Origin of the sequence: Leptothrix sp. (in: b-proteobacteria), from assembly GCF_965250675.1 — a bacterium.
GTDB lineage: Bacteria > Pseudomonadota > Gammaproteobacteria > Burkholderiales > Burkholderiaceae_C > Sphaerotilus.
In genome coordinates this window covers 548,539-563,302 of sequence record NZ_CBDFPH010000011.1, presented here as the reverse complement: position 1 = coordinate 563,302, position 14,764 = coordinate 548,539, and the positions used below count along the sequence as shown (strand labels likewise).

The window sequence follows — 14,764 nt, the reverse complement described above, 5'->3', positions numbered from 1 at the left end:
ACGGAGAAACACAACATGGCATTGATCGAAGTGAAAGTCCCCGACATCGGGGACTTCAGTGAAGTCGCGATCATCGAGTTGCTGGTCAAGCCCGGCGACAGCATCAAGGCCGAGCAGAGCCTGATCACGGTCGAAAGCGACAAGGCGTCGATGGAGATTCCGTCGTCGCACGCCGGCATCGTCAAGGAGCTGAAGGTCCAGCTCGGCGACAAGGTCAAGGAAGGCTCGGTGCTGCTGACGCTGGAAGTGGCGGGCTCTGCGGCGCCCGCTGCGGCCCCCGCACCTGCAGCCGCTGCCCCGGTCGCAGCAGCGCCTGTGGCCGCCGCGCCTGTGGCAGCGCCTGCCGCAGCTGCCGGCCCGATCGAGGTCGTCGTGCCCGACATCGGCGATTTCGACACCGTCGCGGTGATCGAGCTGCTGGTCAAGGTGGGTGACACCGTCAAGGCCGAGCAAAGCCTGATCACGGTCGAGTCCGACAAGGCCTCGATGGAGATCCCGTCGTCGCATGCCGGCGTGGTCAAGCAGTTGCTGGTCAAGCTCGGCGACAAGGTCAGCAAGGGCTCGCCGGTGGTGGTGCTTGAAGGTGTAGCGGGCGCGGCAGGCGCAGCGCCGGCCGCGCCCGCTCCGGCGCCGGTGGCTGCCCCGGTGGCTGCTGCCGCTGCGGTTGCCGCGCCGGCTGCGGCCGTTGCTGCGGCGCCGGTGGCTGCCGTGCCCGCGCACGAGCCGACCACGCTGAACCTGTCGCTGCCGCACGCCTCGCCGTCGATCCGCAAGTTCGCCCGCGAACTCGGCGTGCCGCTGGTCGAGGTCAAGGGCAGCGGCGCCAAGGGCCGCATCACCGAGGCCGACGTCCAGGGCTTCGTCAAGAACGTCATGGCCGGCGCGGTGCAGACCGTGGCGCAAAAGGCCAAGGCACCGGCACCTGCCGCAGCCGGTAGTGGCGACACCTTCCCCGGCCTGCTGGCCTGGCCGAAGGTCGACTTCGCCAAGTTCGGCCCCGTGGAGCGCAAGGACCTGTCGCGCATCAAGAAGATCTCGGGCGCCAACCTGCACCGCAACTGGGTGATCATTCCGCACGTCACCAACCACGACGACGCGGACATCACCGAGCTGGAAGCCTTCCGCGTGGCGACCAACAAGGAAAACGAGAAGAGCGGCGTCAAGGTCACGATGCTCGCCTTCATGATCAAGGCCGCCGTGGCCGCGCTCAAGAAGTTCCCCGAGTTCAACGCCTCGCTCGACGGCGACACGCTGGTGCTGAAGAACTACTTCCACATCGGCTTCGCCGCGGACACGCCCAACGGCCTGATGGTCCCGGTCATCAAGGACGCCGACAAGAAGGGCATCTTCCAGATCAGCCAGGAAATGGGCGAGCTGGCCAAGAAGGCACGCGACGGCAAGCTCGGCCCCGCCGAGATGACCGGCGGCTGCTTCAGCATCTCGTCGCTGGGCGGCATCGGCGGGCGCTACTTCACGCCCATCATCAATGCGCCGGAAGTCGCCATCATGGGCGTCTGCAAGAGCGCCATCGAGCCCAAGTGGGACGGCAAGGCCTTCCAGCCGCGCCTGATGCTGCCGCTGTCGCTGTCGTGGGACCACCGCGTCATCGATGGCGCGGCCGCAGCCCGCTTCAACGTCTACTTCGCATCGCTGCTGGCGGACTTCCGCCGCATCGTGTTGTGATCCAGGAGTGCACAACATGGCATTGATCGAAGTAAAAGTCCCCGACATCGGCGACTTCAAGGACGTGGCGATCATCGAGTTGCTGGTCAAACCCGGCGACACGGTGAAGGCCGAGCAGAGCCTGATCACCGTGGAGTCCGACAAGGCCTCAATGGAGATTCCCTGCTCGCACGCGGGCGTGGTCAAGGAACTGCGCGTCAAGCTCGGCGACAAGATCAACCAGGGCGATGTGCTGCTGACGGTGGAAGCCGAAGGCGCTGCGGCGCCTGCTGCGGTCCCGGTTCCGGCACCCGTTGCGGCTCCGGTCGCGGCCCCAGCGCCTGCCGCCGTGGCGGCGGGTCCGGCCGGCAGCTACAGCGGCGCGGCCGATGTCGAGTGCGACCTGCTCGTGCTCGGCGCCGGCCCTGGCGGTTATTCGGCGGCGTTCCGCGCGGCTGATCTGGGCCTGAAGGTCGTGATCGTCGAGCGTTATGCGACGCTGGGCGGCGTCTGCCTGAACGTCGGCTGCATCCCGTCGAAGGCGCTGCTGCACGTCGCGGCCGTGATGGACGAGGTCAGCCACCTGTGTGACCTGGGCGTCGACTTCGGCGTGCCGAGCGTCAACGTCGACAAGCTGCGCGGCCACAAGGAAAAGGTCATCGGCAAGCTGACCGGCGGCCTGGCGGCGATGGCCAAGATGCGCAAGGTCACCACCGTGCGCGGCGTCGGCACCTTCCTCGACCCGTACCACGTGCAGGTCGAAGAGACCACCGGCACCGGCACCGAACGGGCGGGCGCCAGCAAGGTCGTGAAGTTCAAGCACGCCATCATCGCCGCGGGTTCGCAGTCGGTGAAGCTGCCGTTCTTCCCGGCCGACGACCGCATCGTCGACAGCACCGGCGCACTGGCCTTGAAGGAAGTGCCCAAGAAGATGCTGATCGTCGGCGGCGGCATCATCGGCCTCGAAATGGGCACGGTCTACAGCACGCTGGGCGCGCGCCTGGACGTGGTCGAGATGCTCGACGGCCTGATGCAGGGCGCCGACCGCGACCTGGTCAAGATCTGGCAGAAGATGAACGCCAAGCGCTTCGACAACATCATGTTGAAGACCAAGACCGTCGGCGCCGAAGCCACCCCCGAAGGCATCAAGGTGCAGTTCGAGGGCCTGGACGGCACGAAAAGCGAAGGCCTCTACGACCTGGTGCTTCAAGCGGTTGGCCGCACGCCCAACGGCAAGAAGATCGCCGCCGACAAGGCTGGCGTGGCGGTGACGGATCGCGGCTTCATCAACGTCGACATCCAGATGCGCACCAACGTCGCGCACATCTTCGCCATCGGCGACATCGTCGGCCAGCCGATGCTGGCGCACAAGGCGGTGCACGAGGCGCACGTCGCGGCCGAGGTCATCGCCGGCACGCTGCAGGGCAACAAGGAACTGGCCTCGGCCGCGTTCAACGCCCGCGTGATCCCGAGCGTGGCCTACACCGACCCCGAAGTGGCATGGGTCGGCCTGACCGAGGACCAGGCCAAGGCGCAGGGCATCAAGGTCAAGAAGGGCCTGTTCCCGTGGACGGCGTCGGGGCGCGCGATCGCCAACGGCCGCGACGAAGGCGTCACCAAGCTGCTGTTCGACGACTCGCCCGAGGCCCATGGCCACGGCAAGATCCTCGGTGGCGGCATGGTCGGCACGCACGCCGGCGACATGATCGGCGAGATCGCGCTGGCCATCGAGATGGGCGCCGACGCGGTCGACATCGGCAAGACCATCCACCCGCACCCGACGCTGGGCGAGAGCATCGGCATGGCCGCCGAAGTGGCACACGGCAGCTGCACGGACCTGCCGCCGAGCAAGAAGTAAGCGGCTTCAGCACGGCTGAAAGGCAAAGCCCGGACTGGCGACGGTCCGGGCTTTTTTGTGGGCGCAAATCCCCCTCACACCACCAGCCGCCCCGCCAGCCCGATGAATACCACGCCCGTGACGCGGTTCAGCGCCAGCCGCAGCGGTGCCGAGTTCTGCAGCCGCTCGCCCAGCGTGCCGGCAAACCAGGCGATCACGCCGAATGTCAGCAGCGCGGCGAGCATGAACACCGCGCCCAGCAGCATGATCTGTGGCGCCACCGGGCCGAGTTCGGGTCGAGTGAACTGCGGCAGCAGCGCCAGGAAAAAGATCGCCACCTTGGGGTTGCTGAGGTTCATCAGCACGCCGCGCCGGTAAAGCCGGCCGGCGCTGGTGGTCGGCCCCGAGGGGTTGAACTCGCCCACGGGCGCGCGCAGCACCTGCCAGGCCAGCCAGAGCAGGTAGGCCGCGCCGGCCAGCTTGAGTGCGGTGAAGGCCAGGGCCGAGGCGGCAAACAGCGCTGCCAGGCCCAGCGCCACCGCCAGCGTGTGGCCGATCAGGCCGGTGCACAGCCCCAGCACCACCAGCAGGCCGGCGCGCCGGCCATGCTGGGCCGATTGCAGCAGCACGAAGACGTTGTCCGGCCCGGGCGACAGGCTCAGCAGCACGGCGGCGCCGAAGAAGGTGGCCAGGGTGTCGAGCGGCAGCATCACATCAGCCCTGCTTGCCCAGCCAGATCGCCAGGCCCTGGCCGTTGAGCGTGATGTCCAGCGACAGCCAGTCCTCGGCCTGCGCCTCGCTCAAGGGCGAGCCGGCGCGGCGGGCGGCGCCCAGCAGGATGTTGCGCATCAGCTCGATCATGGCGGCCTCGCGCGCCGGGGCCGTGGCGCCGGGGTGGGCCTTGGCCCAGGCCAGCGCGCCGTGCTCGAACTCGTCGATCTGCGTGCGCAGTTGCGCCGCCAGCGCCGGTACATTGCCCAGCGGGCCATAGTGGGTCGGGAAGATCCACTGCGGCTCGGCCGCCAGCATGCGGGCGAGCGAGTCGCGCATGGCCTGGGGCTCGAACTGCACCGGCGTGCAGCTCGGCAGGATGTAGGGGCCCTGCGCGCCATCGAAGACGCGGTAGCTGATGCCGAAGGTGTCGCCGGTAAACCAGCCGCGGCTGGCTGCGTCCCAGACGCAATGGTGGTGGCGGGCGTGGCCGGGGGTGTCGATCAGGCGCAGCGGGCGCTCGGCCAGCAGCACGGTCATGTCGTCGTGGCTCTCGACCACGCGCTCGGCCGCAATCGGCACGATCTCGCCGTAGGTGCGCGCCACTTCCTCGGCGCCATAGACGGCGCGGGCGCCTTCGACCAGCGCCTGCGGGTTGATCAGGTGCCGGGCGCCGCGCGGGTGGATCAGCGCACGGGCGTGGGGCAGGTGCTGCATCAGCAGGCCGGTGCCGCCGGCGTGGTCGAGGTGGACGTGGGTCGGAATGACCCAGTCGACCGCGTCCACGCCCAGGCCGTGGTGCGCCAGTGCGGCCAGCAGGCGTGGCACGGCCGCGTTGTGGCCGGTGTCGATGAAGGCGGCGCGGCCGTCCTGCACCATCAGGTAGGCGGCGTCGAAGCGCGGGCGGTGGAAGCCGGTGTCGATCACGGTGATGCCGTGGTCCAGGATCTGCAGGAAATCGGGTGCGGTCATGATGGCGGGCGGTGTCAGTGGAGACTGCAAATCATGCCAGCGTGTCCTTGCGCTGCCGACATCGGGCCGATAGCGGGCGCTGGCATCATCGCGGCATCAGGAGTCTGAACATGCCGTATTCACCTCGATCGTCATTGCCACCGCCCACGAACCGCGCCTGGCGGACATGGCTGGCCGGGCTGTGCAGCGTGCTGGCGGGCGCATGCCTGCCTGCGCTGGCGCAGTACAAGGTGACCGACGCCCAGGGCCGCGTCACCTACACCGATCGCCCGCCCGCCGAGGCCAAGCCGCTGCGCCTGCAGGGCGGCACGGCCCGCGAGCCGGCGCTGCCCTACGAGTTGAGCCAGCTTGCCGCGCGTGCGCCCGTGGTGCTCTACACCGCGCCCGCCTGCGCACCGTGTGACGATGCCCGGGTGCTGCTGCGCCAGCGCGGCATTCCGCACAGCGAGCGCAGCGTGGCCGCGTCCGACGACGTGGGCGAGTTGCAGCGCCTGGAGCAGACCACCAACCTGCCGATCCTGCGCGTCGGCGCGCGCCGGCTGGTGGGTTACAGCGCGCAGGACTGGCAGGCGGCGCTGGATGCGGCGGGCTACCCGACGACGTCGCGGCTGCCGTCGGGCTATCGCCAGCCGTCCGCGCAGCCCTTGGTTTCCGGTGCGCCGGCGCCCGCCTTGGCCGCGCCGCGCATGAATGCGCCTGCGCCTGTTGCGCCGCCGCCCGGACCGGCGGCCAGCGGCATCCGGTTCTGAGACCATCGCGTCTTTGCCGTCCTATCCACGCAACCGTTTTTCGCCATGTCGAACTCATCTCCTCGCCTCCGCCTGTTTCTTGTCAGCCTCGTCAGCGTGACGTGCCTTGCCCCGCTCAGCGGCTGCGGTGCCGTCAGCCTGGCGGGATCGGTGGCGGGTGCGGCCGTTTCGGTCGGCGCGGCGGTGGTGACCACCGGCGTCAAGGTCACTGGCAAGGTGATCGAGAAAACCATCGACGTGGTCAGCGCACCGGCCACGCCGGCGGCCGTGGCGCCGGACTGATATCGGACTGACTCAGCGCGCGGCGCGCAGCAGCAGGTTGAGCTGATCGACCACGCCGGCCCAGTCGGCGTCGTCCTGGCATTCCTCGCGCAGGAAACTAGCCTGCGAGGGTGTCCAGAACGGCGCGTCTGCCAAGTGAACCTGCCCGGCCAGCGGTGCATGTCGGGCGATGAAGGTCTGCACATCGACCGCTGTGCTGGGCAGGCCGAGTTGCTTGAATAGGGTGGGCAGGTCGTGCAGCGGGCTTTCCATGGCATTTCTCCAGTGAAGGCAATGCCCCACAGCTTATTCGATGGGCGTGAGCTTGGCCACCGACAGGGCCAGCCACTTGCTGCCATGTCGCCCGAAGTTGACCTGAGCCCGGGCGTCGGCCCCGGCGCCTTCGAGCGTCAGCACCACGCCTTCACCGAACTTGGTGTGGAAGACGCTCTGGCCCTTGCGCAGGCCGTGGCCAGCGGCCTGGGCCGCGCTCTGGCTCATGGCGGCGGGCACCGGTGCTGCCCAGGCCGGTGGCGGCGGCGCGGCGGGGGGCTGCCAGCCATTGTTACGCCCGGCGCCCACCACGCCGCTCAGGCCCGATCCACGCTGCCAGGCCTGCTGGTAGCTGGGCGCAAAGCCCGAGCCGAAGGCCTGGCCCTTGGGGCTGATCCACTTCAGCGCCGCTTCGGGCAGCTCTTGCAGGAAGCGGCTCTTGACGTTGTAGCGCGTCTGGCCGTGCAGCATGCGGGTCTGGCTGAAGCTGATGTAGAGCCGCTGCCGCGCACGGGTGATGGCCACGTACATCAGCCGGCGTTCTTCCTCCAGCCCTTCGCCGCCGGATGCCGTGACGGTGGTCAGTGAGTTCTCGTGCGGAAACAGGCCTTCTTCCAGCCCAGTGATGAAGACCGCGTCGAACTCCAGGCCCTTGGCCGAGTGCACCGTCATCAGCTGCACCGCGTCCTGGCCGGCCTGGGCCTGGTTGTCACCGGCCTCCAGCGAGGCGTGGGTCAGGAAGGCCACCAGCGGCGACAGGATCTCGCCGGTTTCCGCATCGGGCTGCAGGTCGACGGCGGCGACCGCGTTGGGCTCGCCCGGCTTGGGCGCCGTCAGCGTGCCCGGCGAGGTTTCGTCCACCGGCAGGCCGACGGCGTCCTTGCCGAAGCCTTCGGTGGTGACGAATGCTTCTGCGGCGTTGACGAGTTCTTCCAGGTTCTCTATGCGGTCCTGGCCTTCCTTTTCGGTGCGGTAGAACTCGATCAGCCCGCTGGCGGCCAGCATGCGGCTGATGATCTCGCGCAGCGTCAGGCCGCGGGTGGCGTCACGCAGGTCGTCGATCAGCTTGTTGAAGCCGGCCATCTTGACGCCCGCCGCGCCGCTCAGGGCGCTCACGCCCTGGTAGAGGCTGCGGCCGCTGGTGCGGGCGGCGTCCTGCAGTTGCTCGACGCTGCGGGTGCCGATGCCGCGCGCCGGGAAGTTCACCACGCGCAGGAAGCTGGTGTCGTCGTTGGGGTTCTCCAGCAGGCGCAGGTAGGCCAGGGCGTGCTTGACCTCGGCACGCTCGAAGAAGCGCAGGCCGCCATAGACCCGGTACGGCACGCCGGCGTTGAACAGCGCCGACTCGATCACGCGCGACTGCGCGTTGCTGCGGTACAGGATGGCGGTTTCGCTGCGCGCCGTGCCGCTGCGGTGCAGGGCCTGGATTTCTTCCAGCAGCCACTGTGCCTCGGCAAAGTCGCTGGTGGCCTCGAAGATGCGCACCGGCTCGCCCGGGCCGGCCTCGGTGCGCAGGTTCTTGCCCAGGCGCTTGGCGTTGTGGGCGATCAGCGCGTTGGCGCTGTCCAGGATGTTGCCGAACGAGCGGTAATTGCGCTCCAGCTTGATGACCTGCTTGACGCGGTACTCGCGCTCGAAGTCGCTCATGTTGCCGACCTGCGCGCCACGGAAGGCGTAGATGCTCTGGTCGTCATCGCCCACCGCGAACAGCGCCGCAGCGTCGCGTGCATCGGGCGCGCCGGCGAACATCTTCAGCCACAGGTACTGCAGCTTGTTGGTGTCCTGGAACTCGTCAACCAGGATGTGGCGGAAGCGGCGCTGGTAGTGCTCGCGGATCGAGGGCTGGTCGCGCATCAGCTCGTAGCTGCGCAGCATCAGCTCGGCAAAGTCGACCACGCCTTCTCGCTGGCACTGGTCCTCGTAGGCCTGGTAGATCTCGGCCAACTTTTGCGTCTGGCCGTCGTGCACCGCCACGTCAGGCGGGCGGCGGCCTTCTTCCTTGCAGCTGGCAATGAAGCGGCTGACCTGCTTGGGCACGAAACGCTCTTCATCGAGTTTCATGGCCTTGATGACGCGCTTGACGGCGCTGAGCGTGTCGCCGGAATCGAGGATCTGGAAGCTCTGCGGCAGTGCGGCGAGCTTCCAGTGCGCGCGCAGGAAGCGGTTGCACAGGCCGTGGAAGGTGCCGATCCACATGCCGCGCACGTTGTACGGCAGCATGGTCGACAGACGGTGGACCATCTCCTTGGCCGCCTTGTTGGTGAAGGTCACCGCCATCAGCCCGCCGGGGCCGACCTGTCCGGTCTGCAGCAGCCAGGCGATGCGGGTGGTCAGCACACGGGTCTTGCCCGAGCCGGCGCCGGCCAGGATCAGCGCCGGCTCGGGCGCCAGCGTCACGGCGGCGTACTGCTCGGGGTTGAGGTTGGCGAGCAGGCTGGCGGGCAGGGCGGCCGTGCGGGCCGGCAGATCGGGTTCAGAGCCGGCGAACGCATCGGCGCCCGTGCCGGGCTCATCGACCAGGGGCATGTCGTCGCGAAAGGCCGGGTGATTTGATTCGGCGGATTCGGGCAGGGCGGGCGGGTGCTGGAGGTCGGGCATGAGGGGATTCTATTTTTTTGTCCTTTGCCGTTATGCTGCACTGCAGCATCCCGCTGTGACGGCCCTTGAGCGAACCCTTGAGCGGCTCTTGATAGGAGCGTCCCATGAAGTTCAGAGGATCGAACCAACGTCCGCCGCTGAGTCTGGCGCTGCAGGGTGGCGGCGCCCACGGCGCCTACACCTGGGGCGTGCTGGACGCGCTGCTGGAGGCCGACCGCTTCGAGTGGGACGCCCTCAGCGGCACCAGCGCCGGCGCGCTCAACGCCATCGTCATGGCCCATGGCCTGGCCGAGGGCGGCAATGACGGCGGGCGGGAGGCGCTGGCCGCGTTCTGGGCTGACATCGGCGCGCAGCTGCCCGAATGGTTCAGCGTGGGCGATGCGAACGAGCCGAGCCTGGCGCCCGCCGCGCGGGTGGCGCTGCAGTGGAGCCAGCTGTTCTCGCCCTATCAGCTCAACCCGCTGGGTCTCAATCCGCTGCGCGAGTTGCTGGCGCAGCGCATCGACTTCGAGCGCCTGCGCCAGGCCAGCCCGGTGCGGCTCTACATCGCCGCCACCCAGGTGCGCACCGGGCGGCTGCGGCTGTTTCGCGAGCACGAACTGACGGTGGATGCCGCGCTGGCTTCGGCCTGCCTGCCCACGCTGCACCATGCGGTCGAGATCGACGGCGAAGCCTATTGGGACGGCGGCTACAGCGCCAACCCGGCCCTGTTTCCGCTGGCCGCGCCCGGCCACGCCGACGATGTGCTGATCGTCATGCTGAGCACGCTGGACGCCGCCGAACCGCCGCCCAAGACCCCCAGCAGCGTGACCGAGATCCGCAGCCGCGTGGCGGAGATCGCCTTCAACGCCACCTTCCAGCGCGAGGCCGCGTCCTACGGCCGCGCCTGCACCGCCGCCCGGCACCGCTGGTGGCCGGTCGGGCGGCAGGAGCGGCGCTTGCGCCGCCTGCGCTGGCACCTGATCGACGCGCAGGCGGCGCTGGGCCACCTGACGCCCGAGACCAAGCTGCTCGCCCACCGGCCGTTTCTGGAGAACCTGCGCGACCTGGGCCGCCACCGCGCCCGGCAGTGGCTGGACGAGACCCAGGCTGACGTGGGCCGCCATGCCACGGTGGATCTGGAGGCGCTGTTCGCCTGAATGCCTGAATGCCTGAATGCCAGGGCAGGCGCGCGTAAACTCGACCATCGGGCCCAAATTCTGGTGCCCGGTGCGTGAGGCGGCCGGGTTCCAGGTCAAGCGCTCGCAGCCTTGGGGTGGCACTGCATCAACGCCGCCCCACTGATGAGAGCCACCTTCCATGGAAATCTTCGACTACGACAACGTCCTGTTGTTGCCCCGTCAATGCCGCGTCGAGAGCCGCAGCGAGTGCGACACCTCGGTGGAGTTCGGCGGACGCCGCTTCAAGCTGCCGGTGGTGCCGGCCAACATGAAGACGGTGCTCGACGAGCGCATTGCACGCCAGCTGGCCGCCGACGGCTACTTCTATGTCATGCACCGCTTCGATCTGGATGCGGTCGCCTTTGCCGGTGACATGCGCGAGCGCGGGCTGTATGTGTCGATCAGCTCGGGCGTCAAGCCCGCCGACGTGGCCGTGATCGACCGGCTGGCCGCCACCGGCGTGGGCGCCGACTACATCACCATCGACATCGCCCACGGCCATGCCGAGAGCGTGCGCAAGATGATCGCGCACATCAAGCAGCGCCTGCCGCGCGCCTTCGTGATCGCCGGCAACGTCGGCACGCCCGAGGCGGTGATCGACCTGGAAGCCTGGGGCGCCGACGCCACCAAGGTCGGCATCGGCCCGGGCAAGGTCTGCATCACGCGGCTGAAAACCGGTTTCGGCACCGGCGGCTGGCAGCTGAGCGCGCTCAAGTGGTGTGCCCGCGTGGCGACCAAGCCGATCATTGCCGACGGCGGCATCCGCCACCATGGCGACATTGCCAAGAGCGTGCGCTTCGGCGCCGCGATGGTGATGGTCGGCTCGCTCTTCGCCGGCCATGAGGAGTCGCCCGGCGCGACGGTCGAGGTCGACGGCCAGTTGTTCAAGGAGTACTACGGCAGCGCCAGCGACTTCAACAAGGGCGAGTACAAGCACGTCGAGGGCAAGCGCATCCTGGAGCCGATCAAGGGCCGCCTGAGCGACACGCTGCGCGAGATGCAGGAAGACCTGCAAAGCTCCATCAGCTACGCCGGCGGCAAGCTGCTGAGCGACCTGCGGCGCGTCAACTACGTCATCCTGGGCGGCGAGAACGCCGGCGAGCATCTGCTGATGTGAGCCGGCACGGGCGTGGGCAACCCGGGCGTTGGCTTCAGGCCAGCGCGCCCATGCTCTTGCGCAGGAAGACGCTCAGGTCGTCCGCCGACTGCGGGTGGGCGTAGAGGTAGCCCTGGGCGATGTCGCACTGGTGGAGCTTGAGGAAGCGCATCTGCTCTTCGGACTCCACGCCCTCGGCCACCACCGGCACGCCCAGGCCGTGGGCCAGCGCAATGGTGGCGCGCACGATGGCCGCCCCGTTGGGGTCGCTGGTGATGTCGTTGATGAAGCTCGGGTCGATCTTGATCTGGTCGACCGGGAAGCGCTTCAGGTAGGACAGCGATGAGTAGCCGGTGCCGAAGTCGTCCATCGCCACGCTCACGCCCATGGCACGCAGGTCGGTCAGCAGGTGGTGCAGCTGGCCGAGGTCGGACATGGCGGTGCTCTCGGTGATCTCGATCTTGAGCAGCGCGGCCGGCACGGCGCTGTCGGTCAGCGCGTCGGCCACCACCTGCACCAGCCTGCGGTCCAGGCACTGGCGCGCCGAGACGTTGACCGACACCGGCAGCAGCGGCAGGCCTTCGGTGCGCCAGCGGGCGATCTGGCGCGTGGCTTCGCGGATGACCCATTCGCCGATGCTCAGGATCAGCCCGGTTTCCTCGGTCACGGCCAGGAAGCGCGCCGGTGCCCACAGCTCGCCGTCGGGCTGGCGCCAGCGCAGCAGCGCCTCCATGCCGACCGGGCGGTTCGTGACCAGGTGCACTTGCGGCTGGTAATGCAGCTCGAAGCGGTGCTCTTCCAGCCCGTGGCGCAGCCGGGTCTCCAGCGCCAGCCACTCGCGCGTCCAGGCGGGCATCTCGGCGGCATAGAACTCGAAGCGCTTGCCGCCACGTGCCTTGCCGCGGTACATGGCGGTATCGGCCATGGCGAGCAGCGCGTCGCTGGCCACGCCGTCCTGCGGCGCCATGACGATGCCGATGCTGCAGCCGCAGGCGACCTCGATCTCGTCGATCAGCAGGTCGTCGGTCACTGCCACGATGATCTGCGCCGCCCGCGCCGCCACCACCTCGCGGCTGGTGGCCTGCTCCAGCAGCACCACGAATTCATCGCCGCCCCAGCGCGCCACGGTGTCGTGCGGCTGGCAGCTGTCGCGCAGGCGCTGGGCGATGACCTGCAGCACGGTGTCGCCGTGACGGTGGCCCAGGCTGTCGTTGATGCGCTTGAAGCGGTCCAGGTCGATGAACAGCAGCGCCACACTGGTGTGGCCGCGCTGCGCGCCGAGCACGGCGTGCTGCAGGCGGTCGGTCAGCAGCGTGCGGTTGGGCAGGCCGGTGAGCTGGTCATGCGTGGCCTCGTGCTGCTGGCGGCTGGCGGCGTGCAGGCGGTCGGTCATGTCGGTCAGCGTCAGCACGGCACCCTGGACAGGGTGAAGGTCAAAGCCTCGCGCAGGCGCATCGGCGGCGGCTTCAGCCGGCCGGGGTGGCGTGCTGTCGGACGTCCGCACCGGGCTGGCCGTGACTTGCACCTGGTGTTCCACGCCCTGGCACATCACACGCAAGGGGCGCTGGATCTGCACCACGCGCGCCTGCAGCAGGCATTCGCTCAGCGCCTGATCCAGCAGCGGCTGGCCGTGCGCGTCCAGCGCCAGCACGTCGGCCAGCGGCAGGCCTTGCGCCTGGGCCAACGCGTGGCTGACCAGCCGCTCGGCGCTGGGGTTGAGGTAGCGCACGCGGCGGCGCGCGTCGATGGTGATGACCCCATCGGTAATGGCCTGCAGCGTGGTGTCGGCTTGGCTGCGCGCCTGTTGCAATTCCCGCTGCGCCCGGCGCAGTTCGCGGTTGCGCGCCAGCAGCCAGCCCAGGCTCAGGCTCAGCGTCAGCGCCATGCTCGGCAACCAGATCGACCAGCCCGCCAGCAGGCCGGCACTGCCCAGCAGCGGCAGTGGCAGCAGCCAGGGGCCGTGCCCGAGCGTTCGTCCGGGCAGTTTTGGGAAACCTGCGGCCACCAGCAGCGGCAGGCTGTTCAGGGCGATGGCCAGCGAAGCGGGGACGGGTGTGATGGCCGTGCCGTGGCTCATGCCGGCCAGGTGCAGCAGAACCTCCAGGCTGACCTGCTCCAGCTGCTGCAGCACGGGCTTGCCCAGCGTCAGCAGCAGCAGCATCAATCCGCAGGCCACGATCCACGGCTGGCTGCTGCACGCCTGCAGGCGTCTGACGCGGCTCAGCATGGGCAGCAGCATCCAGCCGGGCGGGCCGGGTTGCGCGGTTTGGCAGGTGCTTGCATCTTGTTGTTCTCGGGTCCTGTATCGGGGCACGCGTGCCCACAAGCCAACCCATCGACGGGACATCAACGGCGGGAGACGGAAAACGGCAGCCTTGTCTTTGCTCATGGCCTGCGTTACGAACCCCTTCGGGTTCTGGACGCAGCGCCAGTGCAAGTCCGGAAACACCGTGTGAAAGCCGCCACGAATTCCATTACTTTTTCGTATTTTGCGCGATAGAGGGCTGCATCCAGCCGAATATGAAAAAATTACAACCGTCGTTGGTAACGAGGTGAAAACCGAAGTGAAAACCGCGCGGCTTCACTTGCCGTCACGCACCGGGCCGTGTCAGGACGCGTCGGTCGCGATGACCTGCGGCTGATAGGCCAGCCGCACATAGATGGGCGCAAAGGCCTCGGCCTGGGTGATCTCCAGCAGGCGCTCCCGCGCCAGCTCCAGCATGGCGATGAAGCTCACCACCAGCACCTGCGGGCCCTGGTCGGTGTCGAACAGGTCGTGGAACTCGACGAAGCGCCGGCCCTGCAGGCGGCGAAGCAGCAGGCTCATGTGCTCGCGCACCGACAGCGCCTCGCGGCTGATCTTGTGGTGCTGCACCAGCCGGGCGCGCTTGAGCACGTCGGCCCAGGCCTGCTGGATGTCGTGCAGGCTGACCTCGGGCAGGCGGGCCTGCACGGTCTGCTCGATGTGGACCTGCACCGGCACGAAGTCGCGCCCGAGCAGCGGCAGCGCATCCAGCTGCGCCGCGCCGAGCTTGATGCGCTCGTACTCCAGCAGCCGGCGCACAAGTTCGGCACGCGGGTCGTCGGCTTCCTTGCCCTCGTCGCTCTTGCGCGCGGGCAGCAGCATGCGCGACTTGATCTCGATCAGCACCGCCGCCATCAGCAGGTAGTCGGCGGCGAGTTCGAGGTTGCTCTTGCGGATCTGCTCGACGTAGTCGAGGTACTGCCGCGTGACATCCGCCATCGGGATGTCGAGGATGTTGAAGTTCTGCTTGCGGATCAGGTAGAGCAGCAGGTCCAGCGGGCCCTGGAAGCTCTCCAGAAAGACCTCCAGCGCATCCGGCGGGATGTAGAGGTCCTGCGGCAGCGCGTACAGCGGCTCGCCGTAGAGCGTGGCGCGGACGATGTCAGCGACGTCAGTCACCACGACATCGGCCACCACGAT

Annotated in this window: 12 protein-coding genes; 6 read left to right on the top strand and 6 right to left on the bottom strand. The window is 68.5% G+C overall.

What is annotated here, in order from left to right:
• Nucleotides 1-15: 15 nt before the first annotated feature.
• Nucleotides 16-1,683: a dihydrolipoyllysine-residue acetyltransferase gene (gene aceF / locus AC5IG3_RS17150; RefSeq protein ID WP_491907497.1), complete on the top strand. Its 1,668-nt coding sequence runs from the start codon at nt 16-18 to the stop codon at nt 1,681-1,683.
• Between the two features lie 16 nt (nt 1,684-1,699).
• Nucleotides 1,700-3,520 (top strand): dihydrolipoyl dehydrogenase, encoded by a 1,821-nt coding sequence (gene lpdA, locus AC5IG3_RS17145; RefSeq protein WP_491907496.1) that lies wholly within the window; start codon nt 1,700-1,702, stop codon nt 3,518-3,520.
• A gap of 74 nt (nt 3,521-3,594) precedes the next feature.
• Here the strand turns inward: lpdA and AC5IG3_RS17140 are convergent, their stop codons facing one another.
• Nucleotides 3,595-4,209: a LysE family translocator gene (locus AC5IG3_RS17140; protein ID WP_491907495.1), complete on the bottom strand. Its 615-nt coding sequence runs from the start codon at nt 4,207-4,209 to the stop codon at nt 3,595-3,597.
• 4 nt (nt 4,210-4,213) lie between these two features.
• Nucleotides 4,214-5,182: an MBL fold metallo-hydrolase gene (locus tag AC5IG3_RS17135; RefSeq protein WP_491907494.1), complete on the bottom strand. Its 969-nt coding sequence runs from the start codon at nt 5,180-5,182 to the stop codon at nt 4,214-4,216.
• 110 nt (nt 5,183-5,292) lie between these two features.
• On the opposite strand from AC5IG3_RS17135, the gene AC5IG3_RS17130 reads away from it, so the two are divergent.
• On the top strand, nt 5,293-5,931 hold the full coding sequence (locus tag AC5IG3_RS17130; RefSeq protein WP_491907493.1) for a DUF4124 domain-containing protein: 639 nt from the start codon (nt 5,293-5,295) through the stop codon (nt 5,929-5,931).
• Between the two features lie 96 nt (nt 5,932-6,027).
• On the top strand, nt 6,028-6,213 hold the full coding sequence (locus tag AC5IG3_RS17125; RefSeq protein WP_491907492.1) for a hypothetical protein: 186 nt from the start codon (nt 6,028-6,030) through the stop codon (nt 6,211-6,213).
• A 12-nt stretch (nt 6,214-6,225) separates the two neighbouring features.
• Here the strand turns inward: AC5IG3_RS17125 and AC5IG3_RS17120 are convergent, their stop codons facing one another.
• Together AC5IG3_RS17120 and AC5IG3_RS17115 are read right to left on the bottom strand one after the other, a co-directional pair.
• A complete protein-coding gene (locus tag AC5IG3_RS17120) occupies nt 6,226-6,465 on the bottom strand; it encodes a DUF2789 domain-containing protein (protein ID WP_491907491.1) in 240 nt (79 codons plus the stop codon).
• A gap of 33 nt (nt 6,466-6,498) precedes the next feature.
• Nucleotides 6,499-8,991 carry a UvrD-helicase domain-containing protein gene (locus tag AC5IG3_RS17115; protein WP_491907597.1) on the bottom strand — a complete coding sequence of 831 codons (2,493 nt, stop codon included), beginning with the start codon at nt 8,989-8,991 and terminating at the stop codon, nt 6,499-6,501.
• A gap of 176 nt (nt 8,992-9,167) precedes the next feature.
• Here AC5IG3_RS17115 and AC5IG3_RS17110 point away from each other — a divergent pair, with 176 nt between their 5' ends.
• Nucleotides 9,168-10,202 (top strand): patatin-like phospholipase family protein, encoded by a 1,035-nt coding sequence (locus AC5IG3_RS17110; RefSeq protein WP_491907490.1) that lies wholly within the window; start codon nt 9,168-9,170, stop codon nt 10,200-10,202.
• Between the two features lie 160 nt (nt 10,203-10,362).
• The gene (locus AC5IG3_RS17105; protein ID WP_491907489.1) at nt 10,363-11,340 is read left to right on the top strand and encodes a GMP reductase; all 978 of its coding nucleotides are present in this window, start codon (nt 10,363-10,365) and stop codon (nt 11,338-11,340) included.
• Between the two features lie 34 nt (nt 11,341-11,374).
• Here the strand turns inward: AC5IG3_RS17105 and AC5IG3_RS17100 are convergent, their stop codons facing one another.
• Together AC5IG3_RS17100 and AC5IG3_RS17095 are read right to left on the bottom strand one after the other, a co-directional pair.
• A complete protein-coding gene (locus AC5IG3_RS17100) occupies nt 11,375-13,546 on the bottom strand; it encodes a putative bifunctional diguanylate cyclase/phosphodiesterase (RefSeq protein WP_491907488.1) in 2,172 nt (723 codons plus the stop codon).
• Between the two features lie 381 nt (nt 13,547-13,927).
• Entirely contained in the window at nt 13,928-14,764 is an 837-nt protein-coding gene (locus AC5IG3_RS17095; RefSeq protein WP_491907596.1) for a segregation and condensation protein A, read from the bottom strand.

What these genes read in the sequence shown, in the direction of transcription:
- aceF (WP_491907497.1), top strand. Translation starts at nt 16, where the DNA reads ATGGCATTGATCGAAGTGAAAGTCCCCGACATCGGGGACTTCAGTGAA.
- lpdA (WP_491907496.1), top strand. Translation starts at nt 1,700, where the DNA reads ATGGCATTGATCGAAGTAAAAGTCCCCGACATCGGCGACTTCAAGGAC.
- AC5IG3_RS17140 (WP_491907495.1), bottom strand. Translation starts at nt 4,209, where the DNA reads ATGCTGCCGCTCGACACCCTGGCCACCTTCTTCGGCGCCGCCGTGCTG.
- AC5IG3_RS17135 (WP_491907494.1), bottom strand. Translation starts at nt 5,182, where the DNA reads ATGACCGCACCCGATTTCCTGCAGATCCTGGACCACGGCATCACCGTG.
- AC5IG3_RS17130 (WP_491907493.1), top strand. Translation starts at nt 5,293, where the DNA reads ATGCCGTATTCACCTCGATCGTCATTGCCACCGCCCACGAACCGCGCC.
- AC5IG3_RS17120 (WP_491907491.1), bottom strand. Translation starts at nt 6,465, where the DNA reads ATGGAAAGCCCGCTGCACGACCTGCCCACCCTATTCAAGCAACTCGGC.
- AC5IG3_RS17115 (WP_491907597.1), bottom strand. Translation starts at nt 8,991, where the DNA reads ATGCCCCTGGTCGATGAGCCCGGCACGGGCGCCGATGCGTTCGCCGGC.
- AC5IG3_RS17110 (WP_491907490.1), top strand. Translation starts at nt 9,168, where the DNA reads ATGAAGTTCAGAGGATCGAACCAACGTCCGCCGCTGAGTCTGGCGCTG.
- AC5IG3_RS17105 (WP_491907489.1), top strand. Translation starts at nt 10,363, where the DNA reads ATGGAAATCTTCGACTACGACAACGTCCTGTTGTTGCCCCGTCAATGC.
- AC5IG3_RS17100 (WP_491907488.1), bottom strand. Translation starts at nt 13,546, where the DNA reads ATGCTGAGCCGCGTCAGACGCCTGCAGGCGTGCAGCAGCCAGCCGTGG.